16 protein-coding genes are annotated in these 26,717 nt (G+C 40.1%); 4 read left to right on the top strand and 12 right to left on the bottom strand.

The genetic code is table 11. The features are described 5' to 3' along the window. Positions 1-34 precede the first annotated feature (34 nt). Positions 35-2,272 (bottom strand): TonB-dependent receptor, encoded by a 2,238-nt coding sequence (locus LC115_06770; GenBank protein ID MCZ2356378.1) that lies wholly within the window; start codon positions 2,270-2,272, stop codon positions 35-37. 94 nt (positions 2,273-2,366) lie between these two features. Then, a complete protein-coding gene (locus LC115_06765; protein MCZ2356377.1) occupies positions 2,367-2,867 on the bottom strand; it encodes a hypothetical protein in 501 nt (166 codons plus the stop codon). Between the two features lie 247 nt (positions 2,868-3,114). On the opposite strand from LC115_06765, the gene fumC reads away from it, so the two are divergent. The 4 genes from fumC (at position 3,115) to LC115_06745 (ending at position 7,850) form a co-directional block, all read left to right on the top strand. Continuing rightward, the gene (gene fumC / locus LC115_06760) at positions 3,115-4,515 is read left to right on the top strand and encodes a class II fumarate hydratase (protein ID MCZ2356376.1); all 1,401 of its coding nucleotides are present in this window, start codon (positions 3,115-3,117) and stop codon (positions 4,513-4,515) included. A gap of 77 nt (positions 4,516-4,592) precedes the next feature. Next, the gene (locus tag LC115_06755) at positions 4,593-5,633 is read left to right on the top strand and encodes a hypothetical protein (GenBank protein ID MCZ2356375.1); all 1,041 of its coding nucleotides are present in this window, start codon (positions 4,593-4,595) and stop codon (positions 5,631-5,633) included. Between the two features lie 23 nt (positions 5,634-5,656). Continuing rightward, positions 5,657-7,003: a DUF5723 family protein gene (locus tag LC115_06750; GenBank protein MCZ2356374.1), complete on the top strand. Its 1,347-nt coding sequence runs from the start codon at positions 5,657-5,659 to the stop codon at positions 7,001-7,003. A gap of 25 nt (positions 7,004-7,028) precedes the next feature. After that, positions 7,029-7,850 (top strand): DUF2490 domain-containing protein, encoded by an 822-nt coding sequence (locus tag LC115_06745; protein MCZ2356373.1) that lies wholly within the window; start codon positions 7,029-7,031, stop codon positions 7,848-7,850. A gap of 30 nt (positions 7,851-7,880) precedes the next feature. On the opposite strand, the gene LC115_06740 is transcribed toward LC115_06745, so the two are convergent. The 10 genes from LC115_06740 to LC115_06695 form a co-directional block, all read right to left on the bottom strand. Continuing rightward, on the bottom strand, positions 7,881-9,581 hold the full coding sequence (locus tag LC115_06740) for a (2Fe-2S)-binding protein (protein MCZ2356372.1): 1,701 nt from the start codon (positions 9,579-9,581) through the stop codon (positions 7,881-7,883). A gap of 53 nt (positions 9,582-9,634) precedes the next feature. Continuing rightward, on the bottom strand, positions 9,635-11,542 hold the full coding sequence (locus LC115_06735; protein ID MCZ2356371.1) for a hypothetical protein: 1,908 nt from the start codon (positions 11,540-11,542) through the stop codon (positions 9,635-9,637). A 23-nt stretch (positions 11,543-11,565) separates the two neighbouring features. Next, a complete protein-coding gene (locus tag LC115_06730) occupies positions 11,566-12,423 on the bottom strand; it encodes an Omp28 family outer membrane lipoprotein (GenBank protein MCZ2356370.1) in 858 nt (285 codons plus the stop codon). An 84-nt stretch (positions 12,424-12,507) separates the two neighbouring features. Further along, positions 12,508-14,463: an OmpA family protein gene (locus tag LC115_06725; protein ID MCZ2356369.1), complete on the bottom strand. Its 1,956-nt coding sequence runs from the start codon at positions 14,461-14,463 to the stop codon at positions 12,508-12,510. Between the two features lie 8 nt (positions 14,464-14,471). Continuing rightward, positions 14,472-15,878, bottom strand: a complete 1,407-nt coding sequence (locus tag LC115_06720; GenBank protein ID MCZ2356368.1) for a sugar transferase — start codon at positions 15,876-15,878, stop codon at positions 14,472-14,474. A gap of 2 nt (positions 15,879-15,880) precedes the next feature. Further along, a complete protein-coding gene (locus LC115_06715; protein ID MCZ2356367.1) occupies positions 15,881-16,735 on the bottom strand; it encodes a hypothetical protein in 855 nt (284 codons plus the stop codon). Further along, positions 16,735-17,712, bottom strand: a complete 978-nt coding sequence (locus LC115_06710; GenBank protein MCZ2356366.1) for a Gfo/Idh/MocA family oxidoreductase — start codon at positions 17,710-17,712, stop codon at positions 16,735-16,737. Before LC115_06710 ends, LC115_06715 begins: the two co-directional genes overlap by 1 nt. Before the next feature lie 84 nt (positions 17,713-17,796). Further along, positions 17,797-18,864, bottom strand: a complete 1,068-nt coding sequence (locus LC115_06705) for a PorV/PorQ family protein (protein MCZ2356365.1) — start codon at positions 18,862-18,864, stop codon at positions 17,797-17,799. Positions 18,865-18,883: 19 nt separating this feature from the next. After that, a complete protein-coding gene (locus tag LC115_06700) occupies positions 18,884-22,933 on the bottom strand; it encodes a hypothetical protein (protein ID MCZ2356364.1) in 4,050 nt (1,349 codons plus the stop codon). Between the two features lie 12 nt (positions 22,934-22,945). Next, positions 22,946-26,644, bottom strand: a complete 3,699-nt coding sequence (locus LC115_06695) for a carboxypeptidase-like regulatory domain-containing protein (GenBank protein MCZ2356363.1) — start codon at positions 26,642-26,644, stop codon at positions 22,946-22,948. Between the last annotated feature and the right edge of the window lie 73 nt (positions 26,645-26,717).

Raw genomic sequence — 26,717 nt, 5'->3', positions numbered from 1 at the left:
GGGAATCGGCTGAATCGTATTTGCCGGGAGAGCATTAATGCTCTCCCGGATGGTGGTCTTCTGACGGTTGTTGTAGTTTCCAGCGAAGGCCGGCATAGATAACTCTGCCCAAAACAGGCCCCCAAGCCATACCGGCATCAAATCCGGGAGCAAAGGGTTGTTCCCAACCATAAATTGGATTTAACTGCCTGAAATCCAGCAAGTTTTCTCCGCCCACATAAAATTCCCATTTTCTCCATACACGAGTTACTTGGGTCATAAAGGTACTGTATGTAGGTGAAAGATTCTGACCGGCATTGTTGTTTATAGACATCTCCGGCAGCCGTTGCTGCCCAAAATAGTGCCACGTAAAGCTCCATCGCCACTTAGGGCTGTCATACGCAAGGTTCACTAAGGAACGATATTGGGGAACCATTACCCGAAATAGCAGCCCCCGTGAATTTTGCTGCTTTGTTTCGTACCACTTTCCGGCAACTTTAAATTCCCAGTTTTTTAAAAATGAATATTGAAACTCTACTTGGGTCGTTGTAGCATAACTTTTTCCGGATAATTGATAGATGTCAATTTCGTTGGTTCTGGCATCTGAATCAAATACAACTTGTTGGCTAAACCACGTATGGTAAACATCTGCGGTAACGGAAGCCGGTCGTTTAAAAATAAAAAACTCATGGCTGGCGGTTATGCCGGTGTTCCAAGCAATATCCGGTAACAGCTGTTTATTGGGGAAAATAAAGTTACGGTTAGAAACCAAGAACCCAAAGTTTTCTGCAAAAGGATACACTGCTCTATAACCTCGCCCAAATGACATTCGGATATTTGTTTTGGTAAATGGCCGCCAACGAACATTTACTCTTGGGGTAAAAAGTGAGCCAAAAAGTGAATGTTGGTCATACCGAACGCCAACGATTCCGGTAAATTGTTCTACCGGTTTCCAAACATATTCGGCAAAAATTCCCGGAACAAATTCTTTACGCTTAAATAGCACAGGAACTGGTGCTCGCCAATCTTCGGTAACATCATCATACAGGAGACTTACACCTCCCGAAAGGGAGTGTTGCTCAGAGGGACTGTTTAGCTGGCCTATCAGGTTGATGTTTAGATTATCTTCCGCAGCAAGGTATTGATTTAGACCGAAGTATGCTGACTGGCGATGCCGGGAGTAATGCACTATGGAGCCAATACTTGCGTGGTAGGGGCTATTCTCAAAGACGAAGCCGTTTTTTCCAAAGGCTTCATAGCGGTTTGTCCATGACCCGAAGCCATATTGTTGTGTTGTGCCTCTATCTTGCTCCGGTGAATATCGGATTTGGCCTCCTAATTTGTCTTCATAGATTCCTTGAACGCCCCATTTGCTTTCGTAACCGGTTCCACTTTCGTAGTTAAAACGCCATAATCCGCTAAGTTGGGTAGAGAGTGGGCTATCTAAAAAGCCGTCTCCATTTCGGTCAATTCGAGTGGGAAACGTGCTGCCGTGCAGCATCAGCAGGCCGTTGCTTCGGGAGGTTACTTTGTGCCTTAAAGCTACATTAGCTTCAGAGCGGCCATAGTGGTTCATGTAGAGATTAAGTTCGAGTTTATCCGCAGTTTTTGGGTCTAAGAGGCCGGTGTTAATCTGCCCCGCTATGGATTCGTAACCGTTGATAACCGAACCGATACCTTTTGTAACATTAATACTTTGTATCCATGACCCGGGAATGTAGTTTAGACCAAAAATCCTTCCTAAACCACGAATAGACGGAATATTCTCTGTTAAAATTTGGGTATAAGTTCCGGCCAAACCCAACATCTGGATTTGTTTAGCACCGGATACTGCATCTGTGTAAGAAACATCGGCAGAAGCGTTGTTTTCAAAAGCTTCCGATAGATTACAACAAGCTGCTTTAACAATCTCTTTTTTGGTGATAACTTCTTTATTTATCGGGTCAATAGATAAAAAAGAGCCGCCTCTATGTTCCGTAATCACTACTGAATCAGTGATTTGAGGGCGTAAAAAGACTTGTAATGACGTTTTAGTACCTAATTGAATCGTATCTGCATAATAGCCTAAGGCAGAAATCACCAATTCCGGTTCTTTTTTTAGGTTTTCTAATAAAAATCTACCCACAGAATCTGTATAAACGCCTTGTAATGAATGTGGCCAGAATACACGCGCACCTATTATCGGTGTGCTTGAACCGGACTCGTTACGCTCATAAACGAAACCCGATATTTTTTGAGCTGCCGCTCCAAAATAAAATGAAAATAATATAAATAATATGAAAAATAACTTCATAGCTAATGTGTTCAAAAAATAAATGAATTTAGAATAAAAAAACAGAATACTAACTATCAAAATAACAGTTAGTTACGGGATTAAATTTCTAAATTCACAATCTTAACACTCTATTCGCTATCCAGTTAGGGGGTTTGGGAATTATCTCTTGGGTATAATCGTATTTGGTTTGGCTGTGCTTAACCACAGGGAGCACAAAACGAACAGCTACTTCAAGAGAATAATTAAGAAGAAGTTTAAAAGAAAAATTTTCTACCTTGTGAACCGGTGCTTGATATAAAACCAGCTCATCTTTACAACAAGGGAAAGTATTTTGGGATTTAGAGGATTCTGTATGATGATGAACTTGGTTTTTCTTGCTACAACAAGGTCTTTTCTTTTGGCTTTGTTGAGAAATATCGCAAGATTCTGCCGCAGACTCACAGCAGGAGGGCACGGTATCCGTCTTTCCGTTAGGGTGGCAAGGTTCTTTTCTTTCATAAAAAGAGATTAAAGCACCTTCTTTTCCTTTGCAAATATGGTGAAACACCTGAATACCAACAGCATTCAGAAGTACCCACATTACCAAAGAAAATACCGAAATATGCTTTAACATTTCAATAACTTGCTATGAGATAAACCTTTTTGATTCTGATAAAATCCAGCCCTTCAATGTGCAAAGATAGTAAAAAATCAAGTATATTTTGAACAAAAAAACATAACAGAATAGTTCCCTTTTAGGGATAAAAAAGGTTGGATTTTTTGGACTCCTGTGCTGTTGGTTTTTATTTTTCAGAAAAACAGTAGAAATAATTCTCTCGAACTTTAATATAGTATATTTTTGAGTGTTTTTTCAATGTAATATGGAATTTCGTATTGAAAGTGATACTATGGGGCAGGTTCAAGTGCCTGCTGACAAATATTGGGGTGCTCAAACTCAGCGTTCTATTGAAAATTTTCAGATTGGCAGTAGCACTACCAGAATGCCTATCGAGATTATCCGGGCATTTGCAATTTTAAAGAAAGCTGCTGCACGTACTAACGTTAAGTTAGGTGTTCTTTCTGCTGAAAAATCTAACTGTATCGAGCAGGTTTGTGATGAAATATTGGCAGGTAAGTTAGATGACCAGTTTCCGTTGGTTGTTTGGCAGACTGGTTCGGGAACTCAGTCTAATATGAACGTCAATGAAGTGGTTACGAACCGCGCTCATGTACTATCCGGCGGGAAATTAACCGATGAAAAAAAAATCCTGAACCCAAATGACGATGTAAATAAGTCCCAGAGTTCCAATGATACCTACCCTACAGCTATGCATATAGCTGCTTATCAAGCTCTTGTTAATGTTACCATGCCGGGGATTCGGCATTTGCGGGATATTTTGGCGGAGAAATCAACCACATTTAAAACCATTGTAAAAATAGGTCGTACCCATTTTATGGATGCTACTCCGTTGACACTTGGGCAGGAATTTTCGGGTTATGTGTCTCAATTAGACCATGGTATTCGGGCTATCCAAAATAGTTTAGCGCATTTATCGGAATTAGCGTTAGGGGGTACAGCTGTTGGAACGGGAATAAACACTCCGGCAGGCTATGCTGAGACCGTTGCTACAGAAATTGCTAATCTTACCGGTCTGCCATTTATTACAGCAGAAAACAAATTTGAGGCATTAGCAGCCCATGATGCTTTGGTAGAGGCTCACGGAGCGCTCAAAACAGTGGCCGTTAGTTTAATGAAAATTGCTAACGATATTCGGATGCTTTCTTCCGGGCCTCGCTGCGGTATTGGGGAGATTTTGATTCCGGATAATGAGCCGGGTTCTTCTATTATGCCCGGAAAAGTAAATCCCACACAGCCAGAAGCTCTTACAATGGTTTGCGCACAAGTAATGGGCAATGACGTAGCTATAAACATCGGAGGTATGAACGGGCACTTTGAACTGAATGTATTTAAGCCACTAATAGCCTATAACTTCTTAATGTCTGCTCGGTTAATAGGAGATGCTTGTATTTCTTTTGCCAATAAATGTGCTGCCGGGATAGAACCTAACCACGATTTTATTGCTAAAAACTTAGAAAACTCTCTAATGTTAGTTACTGCTTTAAACCCGCATATTGGGTACTATAAAGCTGCCGAAATTGCCAAAAAAGCTCATAAAGAAGGTAAAACATTACGCGAAGCGGCACTCAGCTTGGGGTATCTAACCAATGAAGAGTTTGACAAATGGGTGAAACCCGAAGATATGGTCGGAAAATTATCCTAAAAATAGCAAAATCAACTTAATTAATTTATTCACAACTAACTCAAAATTTGGTAGTTATACCAAATTCTTATTTTAATATGAAAAATTGGCTGTTCATAATATTAGGCTTGTTGGTAGCTTCTTGCGATTTCAAGCCGGAAGATATTAAAACCCCCGAATGGGACTTAGATCTCTTGGGTCCGTTAGCAAAATCGGACTTAACTGTTGAAGAAATTCTGGAAACAAGGTCGGTTACATTCGCCCGTTCATTAAGCTCGGCTGATGTGGGATTGCAGCCCCCCGGTTCTTACCCAAATCTACCAGCGAATTATGTTCCGATTGCAGGACCGTATCGCTATACTTTATCAGATTCATTTATTGACCTCAAAGTGCTAACCGGAAGCTACTTTATCAAAGTAAAAAACAACCTACCGCTAACGATAAATTCCGGAGTAAAGATATTTGCAACCGACACGACCAATACGGATACTATTTTCAAATTCCACCTTACGCAAAATTTACCTAAAGGCCAAACATTTTCTACTAAAGCAATAGATATTTCCGGAAAACTTATCCCCAATCGAATAAACTTATGGGCACAAGATATTAGTAATGACGCTATTAACTCACCTATCGTGATTCGGAATGATGCCGGCCTTGATGTATCATTTAGTTTAGACAACTTTTCTATTAACTATGTACGCATTGCGCCTATCCATAAAATTAGCTTTGCAGATACTGCAGCAGTAAACACCGAAGGAGATATCATCAAATCTAACGCGCTAACCGGAAAAATCAAGATGTATGTACTTAACGGAATGCCAATACAAACAGATATGCAGATTTATCTCTTAGATGGAAATAAAATACTGATAGATTCCTTTTTTACCGAAAGAGTAGTTATTCCCAGTGCCAATGTAAGTCCGGTATCCTACACAGCTACCTCACCCGATTCAGCACTAATTCTATTTAACTTAGACAGCAAAAAAATAGCCTCTATAAATAAAACTAAATACATCTATCCTAAGGCAGTTTTCCGTACCATGAACCCGTCATTTCCTTATGTAAAAATCACCAAAAATGACAATATATCCATACAAATAGTAGGCGACCTTAACCTAAAAATAAATAGTAACTAATACACCATAAAAATCATCAAACTATGAGAATCACATATCTAATAATCTGCTTGTTATGCGTTACTGGTCAGGTATTTGCGCAATACAATACCGCAACGATGTATTCTAATCATGGCGATTTAAACATAGCCAGATACTTCCCCTCCAAAATGGATATTCATGGCAATAAAAAGGTTCAAATTGGCGCAAATTATTACTTATATGCCGGAAACACCGCCTTAAATTATGAAGATTTAAAGCGCATAAATGATCGAAAAGTCCTAGAATCTGCCGATATTGATAGATTTATCCGCAGCTTAAAGAAAGAAAACCTCTTTGGTGTTGGCCAAGACTATCAAGTTTTAGGTTTAGGATTTCAATTTAGCACAAAAAAGGGAAAAAACTTTGACTTTTCCTTCACGGCAGTAGATAAGTTTGGAGCTTCTTTTACGTACTCGGACAACTTTCTTAAATTAGCATGGCGGGGAAATAAACAGTTTGCAGGGGTTAAAACCGACTTAGGGCCACTACGTATGGACGTGAGTTATACACGAGAATTTTGTTTCGGGTCAGCTTTCCCGCTAATCGGTAGCGAAAATAAAATAGGGCTTCGAGGCGGGTTTCGAGTAAAATACATTCAGGGAATTGCCTCTGTTTATGTAAAAAAATCCCAAGCCTCCATTTTTACGGATACCAGCGGCCGCTTAGTAACACTCGATTTAGACTATAACGTTCGGGCTGCAGGCCTAAAAAAATTCTCCCCCCTTGCTTTTAGCGGAAATGGGCTGGGAATAGACCTAGGCGGAACGGTCTATTTAGGTAAAAACCTTGAAATTGCCGCCAGCGTCTTAGACATCGGAGAAGTAAAATACACCAAAGATGCACGAGTATTTGCCAAAAAAGGAACTTTTGCTTACGAAGGCTTGATTGTAGGTAATTTATTAGGAGACCCACGTATCGAAGAATCTCGAGACTCCATCCAGTATATCTTTAAACCGCAACGAACCGGAGATAACTCGTACGTAATGCCGCTATCCACCAGATTTATCATTCAAGCCGAAATAAAAGACCCACGAGACAATGGAAAACACGGTGAACGCATAGCTAATGCTGTTTATATCACTTATGCTCAGGGTCTCACAAACCTTCCGGGGACTACAACCCGCCCGTTTGTATCTGTTGGCTACAACCATGACTTTCACGATATTTTTGCTATCGGAGCTGCTGCCTCCTATGGCGGCTTTAACGGACTTGCCTTAGGCTCTTTCTTCTCCTTAAAAATAGCACATACCTTAAAACTCGGGCTGGGATCTGACAACCTGACAGCTTTCTTCTATAAAAAATTGGGAACAGGGATAGACTTTTCCAGTAATTTTTCACTATCATTTTAGATAAAAGATTACTCAGCAATATTTTATGGGAACATCTTGTCAGTTTTCTTTACTAAAATATGTTCCTAAATCATTTCTGAGCGTTTTATTCCCCAAAATACTTTTGCTATTTTGGGGAATAGGAATAGTGTCTTTTGGTCAGAAACAGGTATCTGACCAGCAACTGACGTGGAATACGTATATGTTTGCCGTTTCTTTTCCCAAACAATGGGGAGCACAATTTGAAACCGGAGAACGTTTTTTTTGGCAACCTATGCGGCAATACCAAACCTATATCCGTACCAATGTAAATTATACGTTCCCTAACTCAACGTGGGGAGCTATGGTGGGTGGCGCTTGGTTTCTACAATCTGCAAATAGCCCACACTTAGCTAATTACATATCTATCTCAGAGCTAAGGCCATATTTTGGATTTACCAACAAACAGCCACTCAAATACTTTAATATTGAGCAAAGATACCAAGTAGAAAGCCGTTTCTTTCAAAATACTAATGCTGATAAAACAGCGTTAGCTTCGGGATTTCATTTTGGCAATTTCCGCTTTCGGTATAGATTACAGTTCTTAATTCCTATCTTAAAATTGGAACACAACCGAGAACTACGGCTACGTACCGGTACTGAAATATTTTTTAATGCAGGGAAAAATATCGTCTATAACGTATTTGACCAAAGCAGGGTTTTTACTGCTTTTCAATTTCGTTTTTCTCCGAAATTCACAATAGAATTAGGTTACTTAAATTCGTTTCAGCAAACCCCTGCCGGAAAAACATTTTACCAACGGCATTTTTGGCTGCTAAATCTGATTTTTAACTTTACGATAACTAAGCCCAAGGCAAATTCTATATAAAAAATTTGCAGCTAATTTGCTATCAGGTAATTACCTGATAGCAAATTCAAATTGGCTCATTTTGAATGATTCTTTGCGCTTTTGGCCAGCAGAGAATGTCTTCAGTATTTCGTGGCGATTTTTTAATTCTGACAGTATCTTTTGATATGTACTTGCGTGTAGATTTTTACCCAGAATATGCGCAACTGCATCCAACATTAGCCACGAGGGCAAGCAGTCAATCACATGGGCTTGATCTCTCCAGTTATCCACGGCAACGCCTCCCGCATCTAAACGGCTCTTAGGCAAGGCTATCCACATTTCAGGAGTCATTTGCTTGATTCTTTTGGCTATTATAGTTTGCTGAACAGCCCCTGCTTCATTGATAAACAGACCTTGTGATTCAAGGTGAGTAGCTGCCGGTAGTATTACTGCTGCATTAGCAAATTGTGGATGATAATTTGAGGAATGCACAATAGTTTTTTTCCCAGCCTTCAAAAACATCTCAGCTACAACATTATCTTCAACGATATAAGCAAGTTGAACCTGCCCAAGTTTTTCGTTTAATTCTTGTAAAGTTGTCTCTGTCAAGCCGGCTAAGAGTGCGCCTTGTACGTTTGGAGAACGTTCGTCTTTTCTTAGGAAATTATCGCCCCAGCCGGGTTCTGTATATCTAACAAAATAAACATGATGAACTCCAAGTTCTGAAGCAAATTTTTTAAGTACGTAGTTAGTCTCTACTGAGGCAGATGCAGAACCGATAAATAGAATTTTATTTGCATTTACCTTGACTAAGCTGGCTATTTCCTCGTAGGCTTTTTCTATCTGAACATCAGTTTCGCCGGAAAGTTTTGCACCGGAAATCCTTTTTTCATTGTACTTAGCTATATCGAGGCGGCCTTCATCACACATCCAGTATTGATTAACTTGTTTATTTTCACGTGGAACGTAGCGCAATACTTCGTTATCCCGAAGCCAAGCGTCAGTAGCACAGTTTCGGCTACATCCGGTGCAAATAGTGGGTGTATAATTCATTTCCCAAACGCGTGCCTTAAACCGGAAGGCAGTACTGGTTAGAGCACCTACCGGACAAAGGTCTATCGTATTCATCGAATAAGGATCATCAAAAGATTGTCCCGGTGCAGCAGCAGGATAGTTTCTATCTCCACGGGAAATTATTGATAATTGGTGAGAACCTGATATTTCTCTCGTAAAACGGACACATCGGGTACAGTTAATACATCGTTCTGCATCCAACATAACCCTTGGACCTAATTGGATTCTCTTGGGTTTGTGTACTTTTTCCAACTCAAAACGGGAACCCTCTGGGCCAAATTTATAGGTGTTAATTTGTAGTGGGCATTCGCCGGCTTGGTCGCATATCGGGCAATCAAGCGGGTGGTTGATTAATATAAATTCCAGTACGCTTTTCTGTACCTTAGCGATTTTTTCGGAAGTTCTATGTGTCTTTACAACCATACCGGGTAGCAACTCTTGGTTGCAAGAGGCAGTCGGCTTAGGCATAAAGTTGATTTTAGTGCTACCGTCTTCTAATAAAATAGGCTGGCGGGTAACTGGATCTACAGCAGGAAGGCCAATATCTACTAAACACAAACGGCAGTTAGTAGGTGTGGACATTGCAGGATGATAACAAAAATATGGGATTTCAACGCCGTGCTCTAACGCAAACGTGAGCAACTTGTGCTTCCCTTCGTATTCATACTCAACGCCATCAATGGTAATCTTAGGCATATAGCTATCTTTTAACGGCCAAAATTAGCTTTTTTTTGGTTTCAAGAAATATTTTATTGCGGAATTCCCACCCCCCAAATTTTTGAACTATCAATACTAACGGGTTCAATATGCAATATCAGCTCAAACATACCTTCATATTGCTGATTATTGCCAATAGGGCAAGGGTCGTCATTGGGAATTACTTTTGATCTGATTCTGTATTTTGAGCTTTCCATCAATTGTTTAGCTGTAAAAAAGCGATTTATCCTTCCCATCGGGTCATCGCGGCAGCCATTTAAGCCAATTTTAAACGGATTTAGGATTTTTTGTTTAAACTGGCGTAGCAGTTCTTTGCTAAGTTTGGTATTTGAATCATACAAGTGGCCAAACATTCGGTCTATTCCGTCTCCGTCCCAGCCGGTTGTATGTATCCAAACGCTATCTTCCGGGTAAAGGTGTATTTCAACTGTTTGACCAATGAAGTATTGTGCTTTTGAGGTTTTTCCTAAACCGTCTTCCAAAATATTTTGAACCGGAACAAACTCATTTAACATAAAATGCTGATTCCCAATAGCTGCATACATTCTTAAATCTCCTTTTCCGCTATCCGGTACTTTATTGATAATCAAAGAGTCTATTGTGATTTTAAATGATTGTGGTGTTTGTTCTGAAAATGATTTAGAAATAGTATCCCCATGATTCTCATAGCATAAGCAGGTTTGTGCAAAAACTGCTGTATCAGGTTGGTGGCTTGTTTTCCATGGGATAAATATTTGGATAGAATCTTTTCCTACAAGTTTCCACGTTGGTTCAGCCGTAAACGTATTTCCGGGTTGTTTTAAAAAAGTACAAACCACATTTTGAGGGTTCTGGGGCTTTTTTAACAGCGGAATTGTAAATTCATAATTTTGGTTGTGTATGGGAACTTTTCGGACGAAACTCGGGACATCGGAGCGGTTGTTATGCAGTGCACCTCCGTCTCCACTCCCAAAAAGGTCTATTCGGGTAGCCCATAATGGCGTAGATAATCGCTGGATTTTTTCCCATTCTACCTGCGTTTCAATTAGTTGATTTGATATATCTGCATAAAATCTGGTATCATGCGGAGTTGCAGCTAAGAGTTGCTGTAGAGATCTTTTTCGGGAAAATATTTCCGAAACAGTCATTGAGCTCGGCTGGGTATTTGGTTTGTATATCAGTTCTGGGTGGTGTCTTCTGGATACCATCCAGCAAAGGGGGTGAAGTTCTGCTCCTGCCGGCGGGTGGCCTCGATCCCATATCCACAGCCCTTCTAAATGCACCCAGTCTCCCATAGTTGGCCAGTTCCAGATAGGGTCTCCGCGTTGGTGGCCGGCGGTTGCAAAACCACAGCTCTCCCCTACCCTATTTTTAGCCGAACAGATATTACCCGAATTAGCTGCTCCCAAACCATTTTCCCATTCTGTATGAATTGTGTTAGAACGCATTGTATCTCCCCAAATCGTAGATAACTCCTGACGAAAATACGCTAACCTTGACGTATGATATGCTGCTTTTGTAGGTTTCTTTAAAATTCGTGGCTTACGTAACGCAGCTTGGTGAATATAAATCTGCCGCCACAGTTTACTTAGCTCAGCATCGCTCTTTTTAGGTAAAACCTTATTAGCCAATACATTCGTATTTCGATTATCTGGAGTAACAAATGGGCGTACATTCACAGTTAAGTCGTGGGTGTAATGAAATAATGGAAAATCTTCATGGCTCACATGAGCGCATTCTGACTTAGGTGGGGCTGTAACGGCTACTATACCTTCTAACTGAACCCAGTGATCTTTCCCCCCCACCGGAGCCCACTCCGGGAAGGCACGGCCAATGTCGTGATACTGTTTAAAAAACAAAAACTTTACTCGGGCAACCTTCGGAAAAGGGGTATCTGCCTCTGTGCTATAAATCGGCCACGGAGGTGTGATTTGAAGCAGCCAAACTAAAAACAGTAGCATTGTACATAAGATTTAGTAATTAGTTAGTATTGCTCCACTTGAATAATTTCCTGTGTGGAGTTATTTCTCAAAAAAGCTACTACTTTCAGGTGGTTTCTGCGCCAAGCCGGATCTATAGCAATTTCAAAGGTGTTTGTATAAATCTTGCCAATTTCTGCCGAAGCATCATTCGTAACGGGCCTTCCCCAAGTGCTGTTTAGGGCAGCCCGTAAAACGTGTTCATGGACATAGTCCGGCACGTCAGCATTTATTAAGCGATAATCTTTTTGGTAGGCTACAACGCTGTCTTCTATTAAGTAAACACCCAAAAAGTCGGCTGTATCTCTTTTTATGGTGTATTTAACATCTACCTTAACTTTAAGTTTATTTTCGGTTTCGTTATATTGCTTGCAGAGTTGTATTCCAGCTATGTATGGTAAATTAGCCAGATATTGTTCTGTAGCTGCTCTCCACAAAGTATAGGGAACTATCATTTCGTTGTTCCATTTTATTCGGTTTACCATGCCGTTTGGGTTTCCGGCTGCGCCTACTCCAAAGAAGTTATCCCATTCAGTGCCAACAGGTGTTCTAAAATCAGTTGTATGATTATTATCGGGTTTAGCAAAAGCACCTGCATGAACGCCTATAACGACCACTTTGTTTGGGTATTCATGTAGTATGGTTTTAGCGACATCGGCAGCTTCGGGGCAATTTCCGCACTTAAATCCGGTGTAGTCTTCTATCAACACTTTTCGGGTAGTAGAAAATCCTGAACTATCTGTACAAGTAAATACGTTTGTGTTTTGGGTGGCCTCTTTATAGGGAAAATCTATGATATCGCAACCGGCGATGATATATCCCCAAACAAGAAACAAGCTAATTCGCCAATAGTGGGTTTTCATAAATCTGCGATAAAAACACACAAATTTAGGCACATATTTTTTCAATGTCAATGCTTGAATTTTTTCGGACTATAGGGTTTGTTTTTACTGGATTGATAAGATTCTAAATTCCGTTCTTCTATTAAGTGCTCTTCCTTCTTCGGTATTGTTATCAGCCACTGGAACGGTTTCACCAAGTCCGATACTTTCTAAACGGTTATTTTCTATTCCTTTGGAAATCAGGTATTCACGAACTGAATTAGCTCTGTTTTGGCTTAGTTTGAGGTTATCAGCATCTGTGCCAATGGCATCTGTATGTCCGCGTAATTGTACGCGCATACGAGCATTTTTCTGCATGAATGTAACTACTTTACCCAGCTCAATAAATGAAGCGGGTAAGAGGTCATATTTAGCTGTCTCAAAGAAAATATTGTTTAAAACTATGGTAGCCCCAACTTGAATTGGTTGTAAGGGAATTTCTAACTCAAAATATCGAGATTCTTCTTTGGCCGTCAGGTGAAAGGTTTTACTATAAAAAAGGTAACCGGGAGTTTCTACAAAAGCGGCATAATCTTGATTTAGCGGTAATGATAATAAAAACTTGCCGGTTGTTTTGTTTGAATGAACTTGTCTGACGGTATCCCCTGTGGCCAAGTTAATCAATGTTACTTGGACGTACAGTGGTTTTTTGGTCAAAGAGTCATAGACGTAACCGCGTAGGAATGTGGCTTTTTCTGGGCGGATGGTTGTATCTAAGTCAAATTCATACAAATCTGTTTGCCCGTAGCTATCTGGGCGGTTAGCGTTGATATAACCTTTGTTTCCGGCAGCATTGATAAACATAGATCGTTCATCTGCACTGGTATTGAGTGGGTATCCTAAGTTCCTTGGGCTTGACCATTTGCCGCCGGGCATTTTTTTACTAAAAAATAAGTCGAAGCCGCCCATTCCCAGATGTGTGTTGGAGGAAAAGTACAGTGTTTGTCCGTCAGCGTGGATAAAAGGGCTGTATTCGTCGCCGGGGGTGTTAATGGGTTCACCGATATTTATTGGATCTGACCATCCGTCTGAGGTTTTGGTTACATACCAGATGTCTGCTCCACCTTTTCCGCCCGGTCGGGAGGATGAAAAATACAATGTTTTACCGTCATTCGAGATTGAGGGATGAGACTCCCAAGCGGCGGAATTTACCTTATTGCCAAGGTTTTGTGGATTTTTCCAGGTAGTTCCTTCCATTTCTGCCCAATACAAATCGCAACTGCCGAAGCCTCCTGGGGCGTTGCAAATCGTAAAATAAACAGTTTGTGCATCTGGGCTAATGCTCGCTGAACCTTCATTCAGTTCGGTATTTACCGGAGGGCCTAAATTAACGGCTTCCTGCCAAACTCCGTCTTTACGAATTGAGTAATAAAAGTCTTCAGCATAATCCTTTAATTCTCTGTTGAAGCCGCCAATATTGGTATTTCTTCGGGATGTGAAGAAAATCAGTTCGTCATCGGCTGTTAAGTTTGGGAGGTAGTCGTGGCCACCGGAATTTACGGCAAGTCCCATATTTTTGGGATTGTATTCAATCGGGTGCTTCATAGCGCCGGCGGCGTATTTACAAGAGGGAAGGCTTCTTTTGGCAATTGATATGTATTGCGGGGTTCCCGGAGTTTGTTGGTTTAAAAATTGGCTATACCAATAGGCTGCTGAGTCATAATTTGCTTCTTTGATGTATGTATCAGCCATATAATAGGCACAGTTTACGCAATTTTGGTTGCGCGCATAATGAAATGCTATTGAGAGGTTTTCGCGTACTTTGGGCGTTTTTTCTAAGATAAAGTAACATTCTGCCAGAGAAAAACGGGCTTGCACAAAAGTAGGCTCTATTTTCACTGCTTCTTCATATAGAACTGCTGCGCTTTCATAAGCTCTATATCGCTTTTGGGTTTCTCCTTGCAAGTAAAAGTTCAATGACTTTTTGGATTTAATGCCAAAGTCTTCCGGCTTTTGGGCATAAATTAAGCCTGAATACAAAAATCCGACTAAGGATAAAAAAAAGAAAATGAACTGTTTCATAAGTTGAATTATTTACCTCTCCCTTCGATGATGGTGATTACTGTATAAGCTAAAATCTTGAAATCCAGTGATAATGATCTGTTTTCGATATATAAGATGTCATATTTCAGGCGTTCTATCATTTGGTCAACGTTTTCGGCGTATCCATATTTTACTTGTCCCCAAGATGTAATTCCGGGTTTTACTCGTTGTAATTGTAAGTAGTGCGGGGCACGTTGGACGATTTGGTCTATGTAAAACTGGCGTTCCGGCCTTGGGCCTACCAAACTCATTTCTCCTTTTAAGACGTTCCAAAACTGCGGAAACTCATCTAAACGGGTTTTACGTAAAATTTTTCCTATCGGGGTAATTCGTGGGTCGTCTTTGTAAGCTAAAGATGGGCCATGCCTTTCTGCATCAACATACATTGTCCTGAATTTAATGATTTTGAATGGCTCACCGTTTAGGCCAATTCGCTCTTGACGATAAAAAATTGACCCTGGCGAACCTAACCGAACGAATATTGCAATGGCTAAATAAACCGGAGAAAGCAATATTAAAACCATAGATGCAACAACAATATCCATTACCCTTTTGATAAATAGCTCTTCAGCGGTCATCATTTTGGAAGAAACCTCAATAAGCGGAGTACCAAATAGGTTTGACATTTTAACATTCCCTATCAAATAATCATACATATCCGGAACAACGTATATTTTCAGACTCAATTTATTGCATACGTTAATAGCATTCAACAGTGCATTATGGTCGTGAATATCCATGGCAATAATTGCTTCTTCAATTTTTCTTTTTGAGACTATTTGAGCGAGGTTTTTGAATTCTCCCAATCTTTTTAATTTTCCAAACAAAGGTGCATTCTGATAATCTAAACCGTTTAAGGAAACATAACCTAAAACATCAAATCCCAATGATTTACGGGTATCTTGTGTATCTCGTAATATCGAAAGTGCAGCTTCTGAAGATCCTATTATAGCGGTTCTATAGCCCGATAGGCCACGTTTAAGCCTGATTTTGAAGTAGGTAGAAATAATAATGCGCCCCAAACCTAACACCAAAAACTGTAATAGTAAATAGAACCCAAATATGTAGCGATAATCCCGAACGTCAGCAATATGGTCATCAATAAATGTAGAGAAAAAAATTATCAATACTCCAAATACAGCTACTTGAAACAACGCAATTTGTTCACGTAAGCGAGAACGTCTTAGATTTTCTCTATATAATCCGGCAATAGCATACAATATAATCCAGAAAGTGCTGATAATGAGTGGCAAAATAAACTCCCGTGATGTAAAGATAATTGGCTCTATTTCGACATATTTTTTGCGAAATACATAGAATACTAACCAGACTCCATAGGAGAGTAAAAAATCTGAACAGACGTAATATAAAAACTGGCTAAATCTTCTTTTCACAACTATTTTGCATGAATCATCCGGATATTATCTAAACGCAAAAACCGTTCCTTTCCGTCTCCGGTAGCTTTTAAAATTAAGTATTTAGTGGTTCCTGGATTTTTTGTCGCTAATGGAGATAGGTTAAAAAACACGGTGTTCCAGCGTTCTGGATAACCGTATGCGGCAAAAGGAGTTACTCGCTCTATCGTAGTTCCACGATATTCTAAGCCAACTTCCAGATAAACATCTCCCTTTAAGGTTACTTCTAACCAAACCTCTCTATCTGTGGGCAACGTAAGCGGCTGGGTAGAAATCTGCAAAAACTGATGATGGGTAGAATCAAATGTCATAGTCGCACTTTTTTGGCCTCTATACACATCCGTAGAGGATAATTGCAAAGAAACTGTATCCATTGTGCTCCCATTATGTTGTAGTTTTACGCCAACTCCTTCAAAGTCTTCTGCAATCGGGAATACCAGCACTGAATCCGAATAATAATGAAATTTAGGATTGTATTGCTGCACTAACCCTGGACTAAGGTTTAGGTAAGTAGTATCATTCTTCCAAAAAGGATATGGTCTGCGAATTGCTGAAAGCCCGTTTTCAAAAACTCCACCCTGAAAGATATACATCTTAGAATCTGCATTTAAAACCGGAAATTTTGCCGGTAGCTCATATATCCCTTGAATATTTGGGTATTGATAAACCCAAATATCTTTAAGTGCAAGGGAAGCAGTGTCATTCTTTTGAGCGTTTAAAAAATAATAGGCGTTATTCACTTCAATGTAGGCCGGCTTTTCATTGAAGTGGTCAATGAATGTACAGCCGTCCAGAGCTATCCAAATACACAAAAAACAGCCTACAATATTTCGCATTAGAGGGAATAACTCGGCATCTTATCAATAATCATTTGGGCTGTTAGTAACGCTTGGTAGGCTTGCTCTATGGTTACTGTTGGCTCAGTATCATTTTTTATGCTGTCTGCAAATGCTTCTAATTCTAATTGAATTGAGTTTACTGATTCTATTGTGGGTTGGTTATAGAGCAGCGATTTTTTCTGGTTTCCTACTTCAAAGTCGAAGCGAATTTGGTCAGCCGCTGTCTCGGTACTTGGTGAAATCAGGTTTATTATTTCTGATTTTTTTTCTAAGAAATCAACTGAGATGTAAGCATCTTTTTGGAACAGGCGCATTTTACGCATATTTTTTAATGAAATGCGAGAGGCTGTTAGGTTTGCTACACATCCATTTGTAAACTCTATTCGTGCATTAGCAATATCCGGTGTTGGGCTTATGATAGGTACTCCGGTAGCTAAAACACGCTTAACGGGAGACTTTACAACACTAATTACCAAATCAATGTCATGAATCATTAAATCCAATACCACCGAAACATCAGTACCGCGTGGGTTCCATTGTGCCAAGCGATGTCCCTCAATAAACATTGGCTTGGTGCATTTGTCTTTGATGGCTAAAAAAGCCGGATTAAACCGCTCTACATGACCCACTTGTGCTTTTATATTTGCTTCCTGAGTCAACATAACCAACTTTTTCCCTTCTTCTGGTGTCTGGGTCAAAGGTTTCTCTATGAAAATATGCTTAAACTCTCGAATAGCTTTTTTGGCATATTCAAAGTGGGAAATCGTGGGTGTAACAATATCTAAGGCATCAACTTGGGCAAGTAACGAATCGTAATCAGAAAAATAAGGAACTAAGTACTCTTCTGAAACTGATTTTCCAACATCTGAGTCTGAATCATAAAAGCCAACTATTTCAAAATCAGGAATATTTTTTAGCAATTTCAGATGTATTTTCCCCAAATGTCCTGCCCCTAAAAGCCCTATTTTTATCATATAGAAAATTCTAAATTAAAAAAAGTTGGGTTTTTAAAGCTTTATAGCTGTAAAAACCCAAACATAATACATTTTTATCGGTTATTAGAAGTTCAGACGAACTCCAAAAGTATGAACGCCCTGAAATGGATTTGTAGCTCGGTAGCTGTAGTCCACTCCAAAAGAGGATTTAGGTGCATCTTCGGCAGCCGACTTGCTCGCCTTAAACGGAATTTCAGTAGAAATGCCGGCAGCTAAACCCGTATAAACCGTAGTTCTGTTTTCAGATGAAGTTATTCCATTTTCATATAGATAAGCACCTCTTAACATCAAATAGGTTTTAAACCTATATTCTAATCCCAAACCGAATTGGTCTTTTGAAAAAGAATTTGATATAAATGTTACGAGCGGAGTAATCGTATGGTCTTCTGCAAAAACGAAGTCGTATGAAGTGCTTAATGAGAGCGTTGCCGGAAGTTGAAACGTAGCAGCTCGGGTTGAAACACTATTGGAATACGTTGATTGAGAGCCACCTAATGCAGCACGAGTGTTTAACCCGTCTCCTTTATAGCCCATTTCAGGGCCAACATTTCGAAGAGCCGTACCTACTTTCCATTTTCCGTTTTCACTTCTATATTGCACACCGGCATCAAAAGCTACTCCACTGGCTGAAGCATCCGGAATAGCCTCATGAACAAGTTTTACGGTAAATCCAACGAAGATTCTATCCGCAGCAAAAGCATTTGCATAAGTTAAACCTAAGTTTAAAAAAGTAGGGCTAAAATACCCCAATCCTCCGTCTGGATTGTCGATGGTAGTGCGTTCAAACTTACCTAAGTCAAAAGAGACTACTGATAAGCCGATTACACCACCTTTACGAAATTTCTGGCCGAAACCAAAAGCGTTGATGTTAATATCAGTACCAACCAAATAGCGGGTATGTGAAAATAACAGTTCTGTTCTACGCACATGGGCAAAAGCAGCTGGGTTATAGTAATAACCTTCAGCACCAGTTCCGTTGGCGACATTTAAGCCGTGAAAACCGCCAGAACGTGCATACGGATTAATTAACAATTGGGTAGCTCCTGCCTGACCAGAACGCTCCGGATTTCCGGCTAACGTATAACCAAAACTTACTATCCAAAAGACCCAAATTAATATCTTATTTTTCATGAACTTGCTACCAATTAAATTAATATGATTGAAGATCTAACTCCGGAAGTATCGCAAATAATTTTAAAACTTTAGTTCCTAAATCGCCGGCATCTACATAAATGATATAGACACCACTGGCTACTGTTACGCCATCTTTATTCTTAAAATCCCATTCTAATGCAGGATCTTCTGCCTCTTTGTTAAAAGTTCTCACTAAAGTTCCAGAAAGCGTAAATATCTGAATCTTACATTTAAAAGGTAAGTTAGTTATCTTGCATCGGTTATCTAACTGGCTCGTTTCATAACGGCCTTGTCCGGAACCAGAGCGGCCATAAAAAGGATTAGGAACTACTTTTATCAAATCTGTTACTGCCTTTTTAGCAACATCATTAACATTTGCTTCAGCGGCATAGGAGTTCAGGTCGAAGTCGTATGTTGGGTTAGTACCGGCCATAGTCTCAAACTGGTGATTTACACGCAAGGATATTTTAACATCTGCCGGAATTTGGTTGTATGATTTATACTCATAACTTGAGGCGCTAACAAGTGGCACAGATGCCCACGCTACGTGGCGATAGACGTTTTCAAAGCGTGCTGTATCTCCCATATTAGGATAGTTGTAAACGACAACACCATTGGTTACGCCCGTTGGTAAACTTGCCGTTCCTACACAAAGATCTTTTGCATAATCGGCGCATCCGTCATAGCGTTGGTTTGTTACATATAAATAATGACGGCCTCCCGGTGCAGATCCATCAGAACCGAAGCCAGCCGAAGGGTTAAATAACATATCATCGCCATTATCGGCACGGTTCCAAGAGCTTTCTCCAAAAAACAGGTTCAGCCGTTCCCCAGTATCTACATTGTAAGCATAACCCGGGAAATAACTATATCCATAGTCGTCTCGTCTGCCGGCAGGGGTTATAGGCTTTCCATCTATATCTAACGAAGTTCTATACTTTGCTGCCATAATTGGAGCACCGGAACCAAGCTCTTTTGAAGGGGAGGTTTCTACTACTATACAACGGGACCATTTCGTTTTGTCGGTAGTAATCACTACATCGACGTTAGGCAGTTTACAAAGTGTTACAGCATTTCGTACGCTGGCAAATATATTGTTAGAATTTTCTTGAAATCCAATTCTGGGGCATACGTTAGATCCGTCAAATGCGGAACCGTTTCCGTACACTAATCCGCGAGTTAAGATATATGGTGCCCATGTACCTTGCAGTACTTTTTCAAAAGCTTGCTGCTCATCATAAGAACAATAGTTTTTGTAGTTAATCCCTGTATTGATACAATAATCCCAAAGTTCTTCTTTATTATCTCCGTCTCTTGGGCAGCCGCCTGATCGTATCCAATTGAAGGCTGGGAATCCGTCAACGTCTGGAAGGCCGGTCAGCCATTGTTTTGCAGAATTTGAGAAGGTCATTTTCGAGTCCACAAATCCATTAAGTGGGTCTAATGGGTTTGTTCCCGGATTTTGGGCATCCTTGATTGCGATTGCAATCCCATGCGAATTTCCTTGCTTATCTTTGATTAGTTTTTCAGTCCCATTTAACGGTTCTGGGATAGCAACCCGTGATACACTATTTTTGGTATAAGTAGAAACGAATACAGTATCCAGATTAGAGCCATTTTTTTCGTATAATACCCAGTCTGCATAGTACCAAGTTGTATCGCCCGTACTACTGATAGCAGTGCGTAATAAGGCATCTCTGGTGATTTCCAAACGATATTGTTTCTTTTTTACCTCTTTTGGATTGACAACCTTAACAGAAACCGGTGCAAAGCCACCTTTGTAGATGGTGTTGGTTGCAAAGCCATTTGTTACAATATCGTTTATTGTTTCGGGCGTAAATTCTAAATAATTTCCCCCTGTTCCGTATCCGTTTGTACGAGAGATATTTACTCCGGTGCCATATTGAGCATTTAGATGGGTGCCATAGTTTTCAAACTCAATTTTATGGGGTACAGCTTTCATAGCTTTAAAGCCTAAGCGGCCTTGTAAAAACTTTCTTCCGTCAGAAGATGTATCATTGTAAGCATAAGCTATAATTCCATAGTAATACGGTCTATAATTCACTAATTGCTTAACAGAGCCTTCGGCAAATAAATCCTCTTTTACGCTTATCGAATGAATTATTCCTTTGTTTGCTCCATTTACCATTGTTTGGTCAACGATAATCGGTTCACTAACTCCGGAAAGTGTTGTCATTGACCGGTTTACAATTGTAGATACACCGTCTTTGATGTCGCATTGTAGTAGTAGTCGGGCGTGGTCAGAGTCATATAATTCTTGGGCGGATACGTTTTCGCTTGCTAATTGGAATAAAAGATACCCTTGGAAGCGGAAAGTAGCACGTTCTATGTTTCCTTGGAAGATTTTAGACAGAACGGGATCTACACCGGCATAAGTTTCATTATAGTTATTGGAAGATACAGAGTTATCCCAAGAGAGTACAAGTTCTCTATCAAATTCTTCTATGGCTAAATCGGGGGATGTTGGCCCATCTACGAGTTGAAATTTAGCGTCAAAGAGAGCTTGCGCAACGTCATCGGCAGATAGCAGTTCACAAAGGGAGCCAAATTGGTCATCTACATATTTTCGTGCCCAAACAACGCCAGTAACGATTTCATTAACGGCACCGGGGCGCAGCGTAAATGGGCCGGCAGATTGTAGTAACCGTCTATCTGCCGGAGGGTTTCCGGCTGTTTTTTCAGTCCATACATCTCCGGTAGCAGGAGCAGCATAAGAACATGCTGGACCAGGATAAGTTGGAAACATATAGTTCGTTCTGGGGTAACTTCCTCCGGGGCTATATCCTTGGCTATAGTCTTTTACAATTGGAGAACCATCTTTCCAAAATCCTGTCATATAACCATAATAATGACCTGCGGTTTGGGGATTACCTGTTAAAGTAAAATCATTATTATAATATACAAATTTGGACATCGCCCAGCGTTCATAGATCTCATCATCTTCGTCAATGAGGCCGTCGTCGTCGTCATCTATTCCGTTAATATCCAGTTCATCTATTAAACCGTCTTTGTCATTATCAATGCCGTCATTGGGGTCAGCTATTGGGCCTTGGAAAAAGTCCACTCCTATTGCTGGTGGGTTAAGTCCATATCCGCCAGAGTTTGCATTATCATCAGCATCTCCATTATAGGCAAAGCCAAGACCTCTTAATGTATCGCATCCTACGTAATCATCGTTGTAGAATCCAAGGTCTATATCTGCCCACTGGGCGATGTAGGTTTGGTTTAAGGTTATGGGAGAACGATTAACAACTTTTTGGGAGTAAAAAGTCATATTATTGATAGCGTTGGTTGCGGAGAATGCGAACGCCATCATTTGGATTTCGATGCCAATTTGCTGGCCTCCTGTAGCGGTGTGAATATCTCCTTTATCATTAATAACCCACCAAATTGCTTGGTCTCCTTTGATTTTGGGATAGTCTCCGTCTGTGGGAGAATAGCGCATATCTTGGTTAATATCTTTAAATGGGGCTAATTTTAATTCAAAGCCGGCATCATAATTATTACCTGGCCAATCTCTCACATTTGGATACTTACTCATATCTATGCCTGCGCCTACGCGGGCATATTCAGCGCGAAAAGCATCAACTTCTTCACGGGTTATTTTGTAGTGTTTGTTCCACTTAGAGCAATAGGCTTTTTCGGTAGTTCCTCCTGTTAAATCTAATGGACCTGGCCAAAAATCGTTACCATCTTGGCGATAAGTTTGGGCGGCTACCCGTAATTGGCCGGTAGCATCTATCCCCCCAATCCATAATGATGCGGCAAATGAAGAGTGGCGTTTACTCGCCAAGTCTTCTACTTTAGGAATTTCATAGCGGGGCGCACCTACTAAATCCCACCACATATCTCCCCCGTTGTGAATGAGGGTTCGGACATTATTAATATCTAATGTAATGGACGAAGAAGAAGGCAAACAAGCCTCCGCAGTACGGGTTGTTTGCTGAGTCTTACGAACTTTTGGCAGTTCCCTAGCAACAGTTTTAAAAGTAATGCTACTAAAAAGCAGTATAAATAAACCGTAAAATAATTTTCTGATTATCATTACGTAAATAAATTAAAAGTTAAAAGTTATTCCAAAGCGAAGACGGCGGGGTAAGCTATAGCTATCCGGGCTACGCATTTTCATGGTATATTGATCTACAAAGGGGGTAACGCCAAATTGCTGTGCCTGTCTATCAATAGTTTGCTGACCTTGGCCTGTTGTTAAAAAGCCATTGTCATTAGGAAGGCCAGAATATTCATATACCGAAAGTATATTCTTAGTATTCAAAGCGTTTAATACTAACAAATAAACATTGAAAGCATATCTTCTATTGATATAAGATCCGGATTTGGGTCTTCCTATAACAAAGTCTTTATCGAAACGAAGATCCATCCTGAATTGGAAAGGCAAACGGCTTCCAAATGCTGTACCGGCAATTTGTGAGTTAGAGTTAATCCCAAACTGAACATCAGCAGTGTTTGGAAGTGCATTTCTGGAATACGGTGTTCCTGAACCTACATTGAAGGTAATATTCATACCTGTATTTTTTAGTGGGTAAAAAGGATTTGTTTTACCAAAGCCAGGACCTTTATTTTCAGTGTCATTGAAGCGCACGTCAATATTTCCAGTAAGCGTGTGTCTTTGGTCAAAAGATAATGGCAAAGTGGTTCTGATAACGCCATAGCTACCACCGGCAGAGTTTAAGGCATTTCTGGAAGAGTTAAAACTCGACCCTGTACCTTGTGCAAACTGTAAGGTATAAGAAGCGTGCATTTGTAAAATTGCCGAACGACGCATATCCACGTCAAATGTAAACCCTTTTACTGTCCCAAAGTCAATATTTTCAAATGACTGGTATGAAATCGGGTATGCATTGTTATTCTGAACAATCTGAATCATATTACGCATTTCTCTGTAATATGCTGAAAATGAAATTGCTAATTTATCGCTTAACCCTTGTTTAAAGCCTACTTCATAATCAATTGTTTTTTCCGGTTTTAGTGCTGGGTTGTTAATTGCCTCGGTAGGATTGTATTTTACAAATTCATAATCTGCTAATGAGCCAATATTTGCGCTTCTGGGGCGCTGAGTTAGCACATCATAGTGGGCATAAAACAACGCCATATCGGTAATTGGGAAAGAAAATGACAAACGCGGCATAAAATTCACCTGTGGAACATAATCTTTGAGGGATTCTATTGAAAATATGCTATCTCTTAGATATGGCTGGACTTTTCCAAGGGACTGGGCAAGTAACTGAGCCGGTATTCCTGTGCCATTTCTATCATACCAACGGTCGCCATCTCGGTAGCCAATAATTTCACGGGGATTATCTTTATTATCAACATAAGGAATCCAATCAGGGTTAATATTTCCGGGTAAAGTAATATTCATCAGACGGGAGGCTTCAGCTGCATTATAGGCAGGGTAAAGTAGATACTTGTCTTTCAGTACTTTTTGATTTGCATCGAATCTATCCACACGTACCCCAAAGTTGAACATGATTTTACCTATTTCAAATTTATCTTGAACATAACCAGCAATATAAGTAGGTGCATAGGGGTTCAATGGACGTTTATCTTTGTTGGTAAAAAATTCGTTTGCGTTTACGCGGTTTGAGTTACCTCCGGTATAGTCGTAGCCATAATAAGAAACATTAGGTGAGTTCCCATTATTTAGCAACTCATCAGCACTAAATAAGCTTAGGCTATAAGTACTTGGGTCTAAGGCATCTGTTTGTATCCAAGTGGAGCTATTTACCGGCATTCCTAAACGTTGGCGTAGGTTGCGGTCAAATGTAGATTGGTCGCCTTCATGTGAAGCTCTATCCATACTAACCAATCCCTGAAAAACTCCATCTACAAAAAATGGATTAGAAGATGCTGAATCTAAGCCAGTTAAATGTTTATTTGCTAATAATCTCATCAGATACCACATACCGGCTGCGCTTACCCCAAAATAACGCTCGTTTCTTTGTTCAAATTCAAAACCAAGTTTAATGTTATGAACAGCTTTTTTTCCGATTTCTGCTGTAGCTTGGCCTACAACCCGATACATATCTGAACGTGATTTGGTGTAAACGCCGAAGATTGAACCGGGCATATCAAATAGCGAAAAATTGGCTACCGGACTATCGCCATTACGTAAACCCTGATACTTAACATACAGCTCATTTTGGCTATTAACCTTAATTCCTTGCGCATTCAGATAGTTAAATATATAATTATTATAATTTGCCAGAATTGGGTTTGCCGTATTTGAGGGGTCAAATGATAGACCACTTTCTTCATAACCAAGTGTATTTAGGTATGGAGCAGAAGATAAAGACGGGTTAAAATATTGGTCTCCGGGTTTAATATAGTCAAATAGTTCTCTGTAAGATGTTGTATATTTTCCGATGTAACCATAGCGGAAAATATCATCACCAAATTCGGCTTGCTGGCGAGTTCTGGTAAAACGGGTGAAATCAGCTTGTAAGGTATAAAATATGTTGTGCACAAAAGAGTTTGTATCGCCTTTAAAACTTTGCTGTATTCTGGCAAATCCACGATATGTATTTTCATTACGGCGTTCATTGGCATTAGGCGCGAAAAGCGATAGTCTATTTGACCAAAGGTTTTGTTCTTGTATTTGGGTACTTCCTCCTACCTTTAAAATAAGGTTATCTTTGGGTTGAAAATCCAGCCGACCATTAAACCGATAGGCAGTTTGTCTGGCATTATCTTTTGCTTTTACGGTTTCTACATCATCATAGGTAATGAAGTTCGCGTTATTTATAAAGAAGTTTCCGTCACGTGAAGCACGTAAGGGATTCTGGTTTAGTTGCTCTAATGAATTTCCCTTTAGTTTATTAATTCCAATTGCTGACGGGCTTGGGTCTTTTTGGGTTTCCATTTCTGCTCCCACAAAATATCCTAAGACTGTTCGTTCTACTATTCCTGATGAGTCTTTTTTATTAATGATGGGGCCGGATAGGTTGATAGCCCCCAAGTTGTAGCCGTATTTATCAATTATTTCTGATGTTACGAATTCGCCGCCGCCGGTAGTATAAGCACTGGGAGCTGCGGTAGTTATTTGGATAACGCCACCGGTTACGTCTCCGTATTCTGCTGGCGTTCCTCCGGTAATCACCGTAAGCTGCGAAATTGCAGACTGAGGCAACGCTAAAGCTCCAATAACTCTCTGACCATCAACAAAATATTGAGTTGAGTTATCCCGTTGGCCGCGCATATTTAAGCCTTTTCCGTCATCTTTTTGATAAACTCCCGCTGTGGTAGAAGCAATCGTTGTTACTTCGCGAGACCCCATCTTACGGATTGTTGCGGCATCAATGGTCGTTGAATTTTCTGTTTGGTCTGGATCAAAAACAGGATCTTTGTAGGCCACAATAACCAAAGTATCTAACGACACATCTTCTACTTGAAATTCAAATTTGATAGGTAAAGTTTTTCCCGGATTTACAGTAACTCCAGAAAGTCTTTGTTCTTTACCGGAATAAGACACTACAATGTCATACTTACCTGGGTCAACGGGTGAAAACGAAAATTTTCCATTTTCATCCGTATTCTGGCCGCCTTTCATCACGCCATTTTTCAATAGCTTGACGGTAGCAAATGAGAGCGGTTCGTTGGTGGATTTATCTATAATCACACCATTAATTTTACCGGCATCTGACTGGGCAAATAACTGATTAGCAAGAGATATTGCTAATATCAACAGGCCAACTCTTTTGAGGAGATGCTGCAATCCTTCTCGTAGGTTTGGTATCATGCGCAAAATAGCTTGTTTTATACTTTCCTAAAAATTCAGGCACATACTATGTCTGAACGCGCAAATTTAGAAA

The organism is Bacteroidia bacterium (assembly GCA_026932145.1).
Lineage (GTDB): Bacteria > Bacteroidota > Bacteroidia > J057 > JAIXKT01 > JAIXKT01.
The sequence above is the reverse complement of the archived record's forward strand: the minus strand, read 5'-3'. Positions and strand labels throughout refer to the sequence as shown.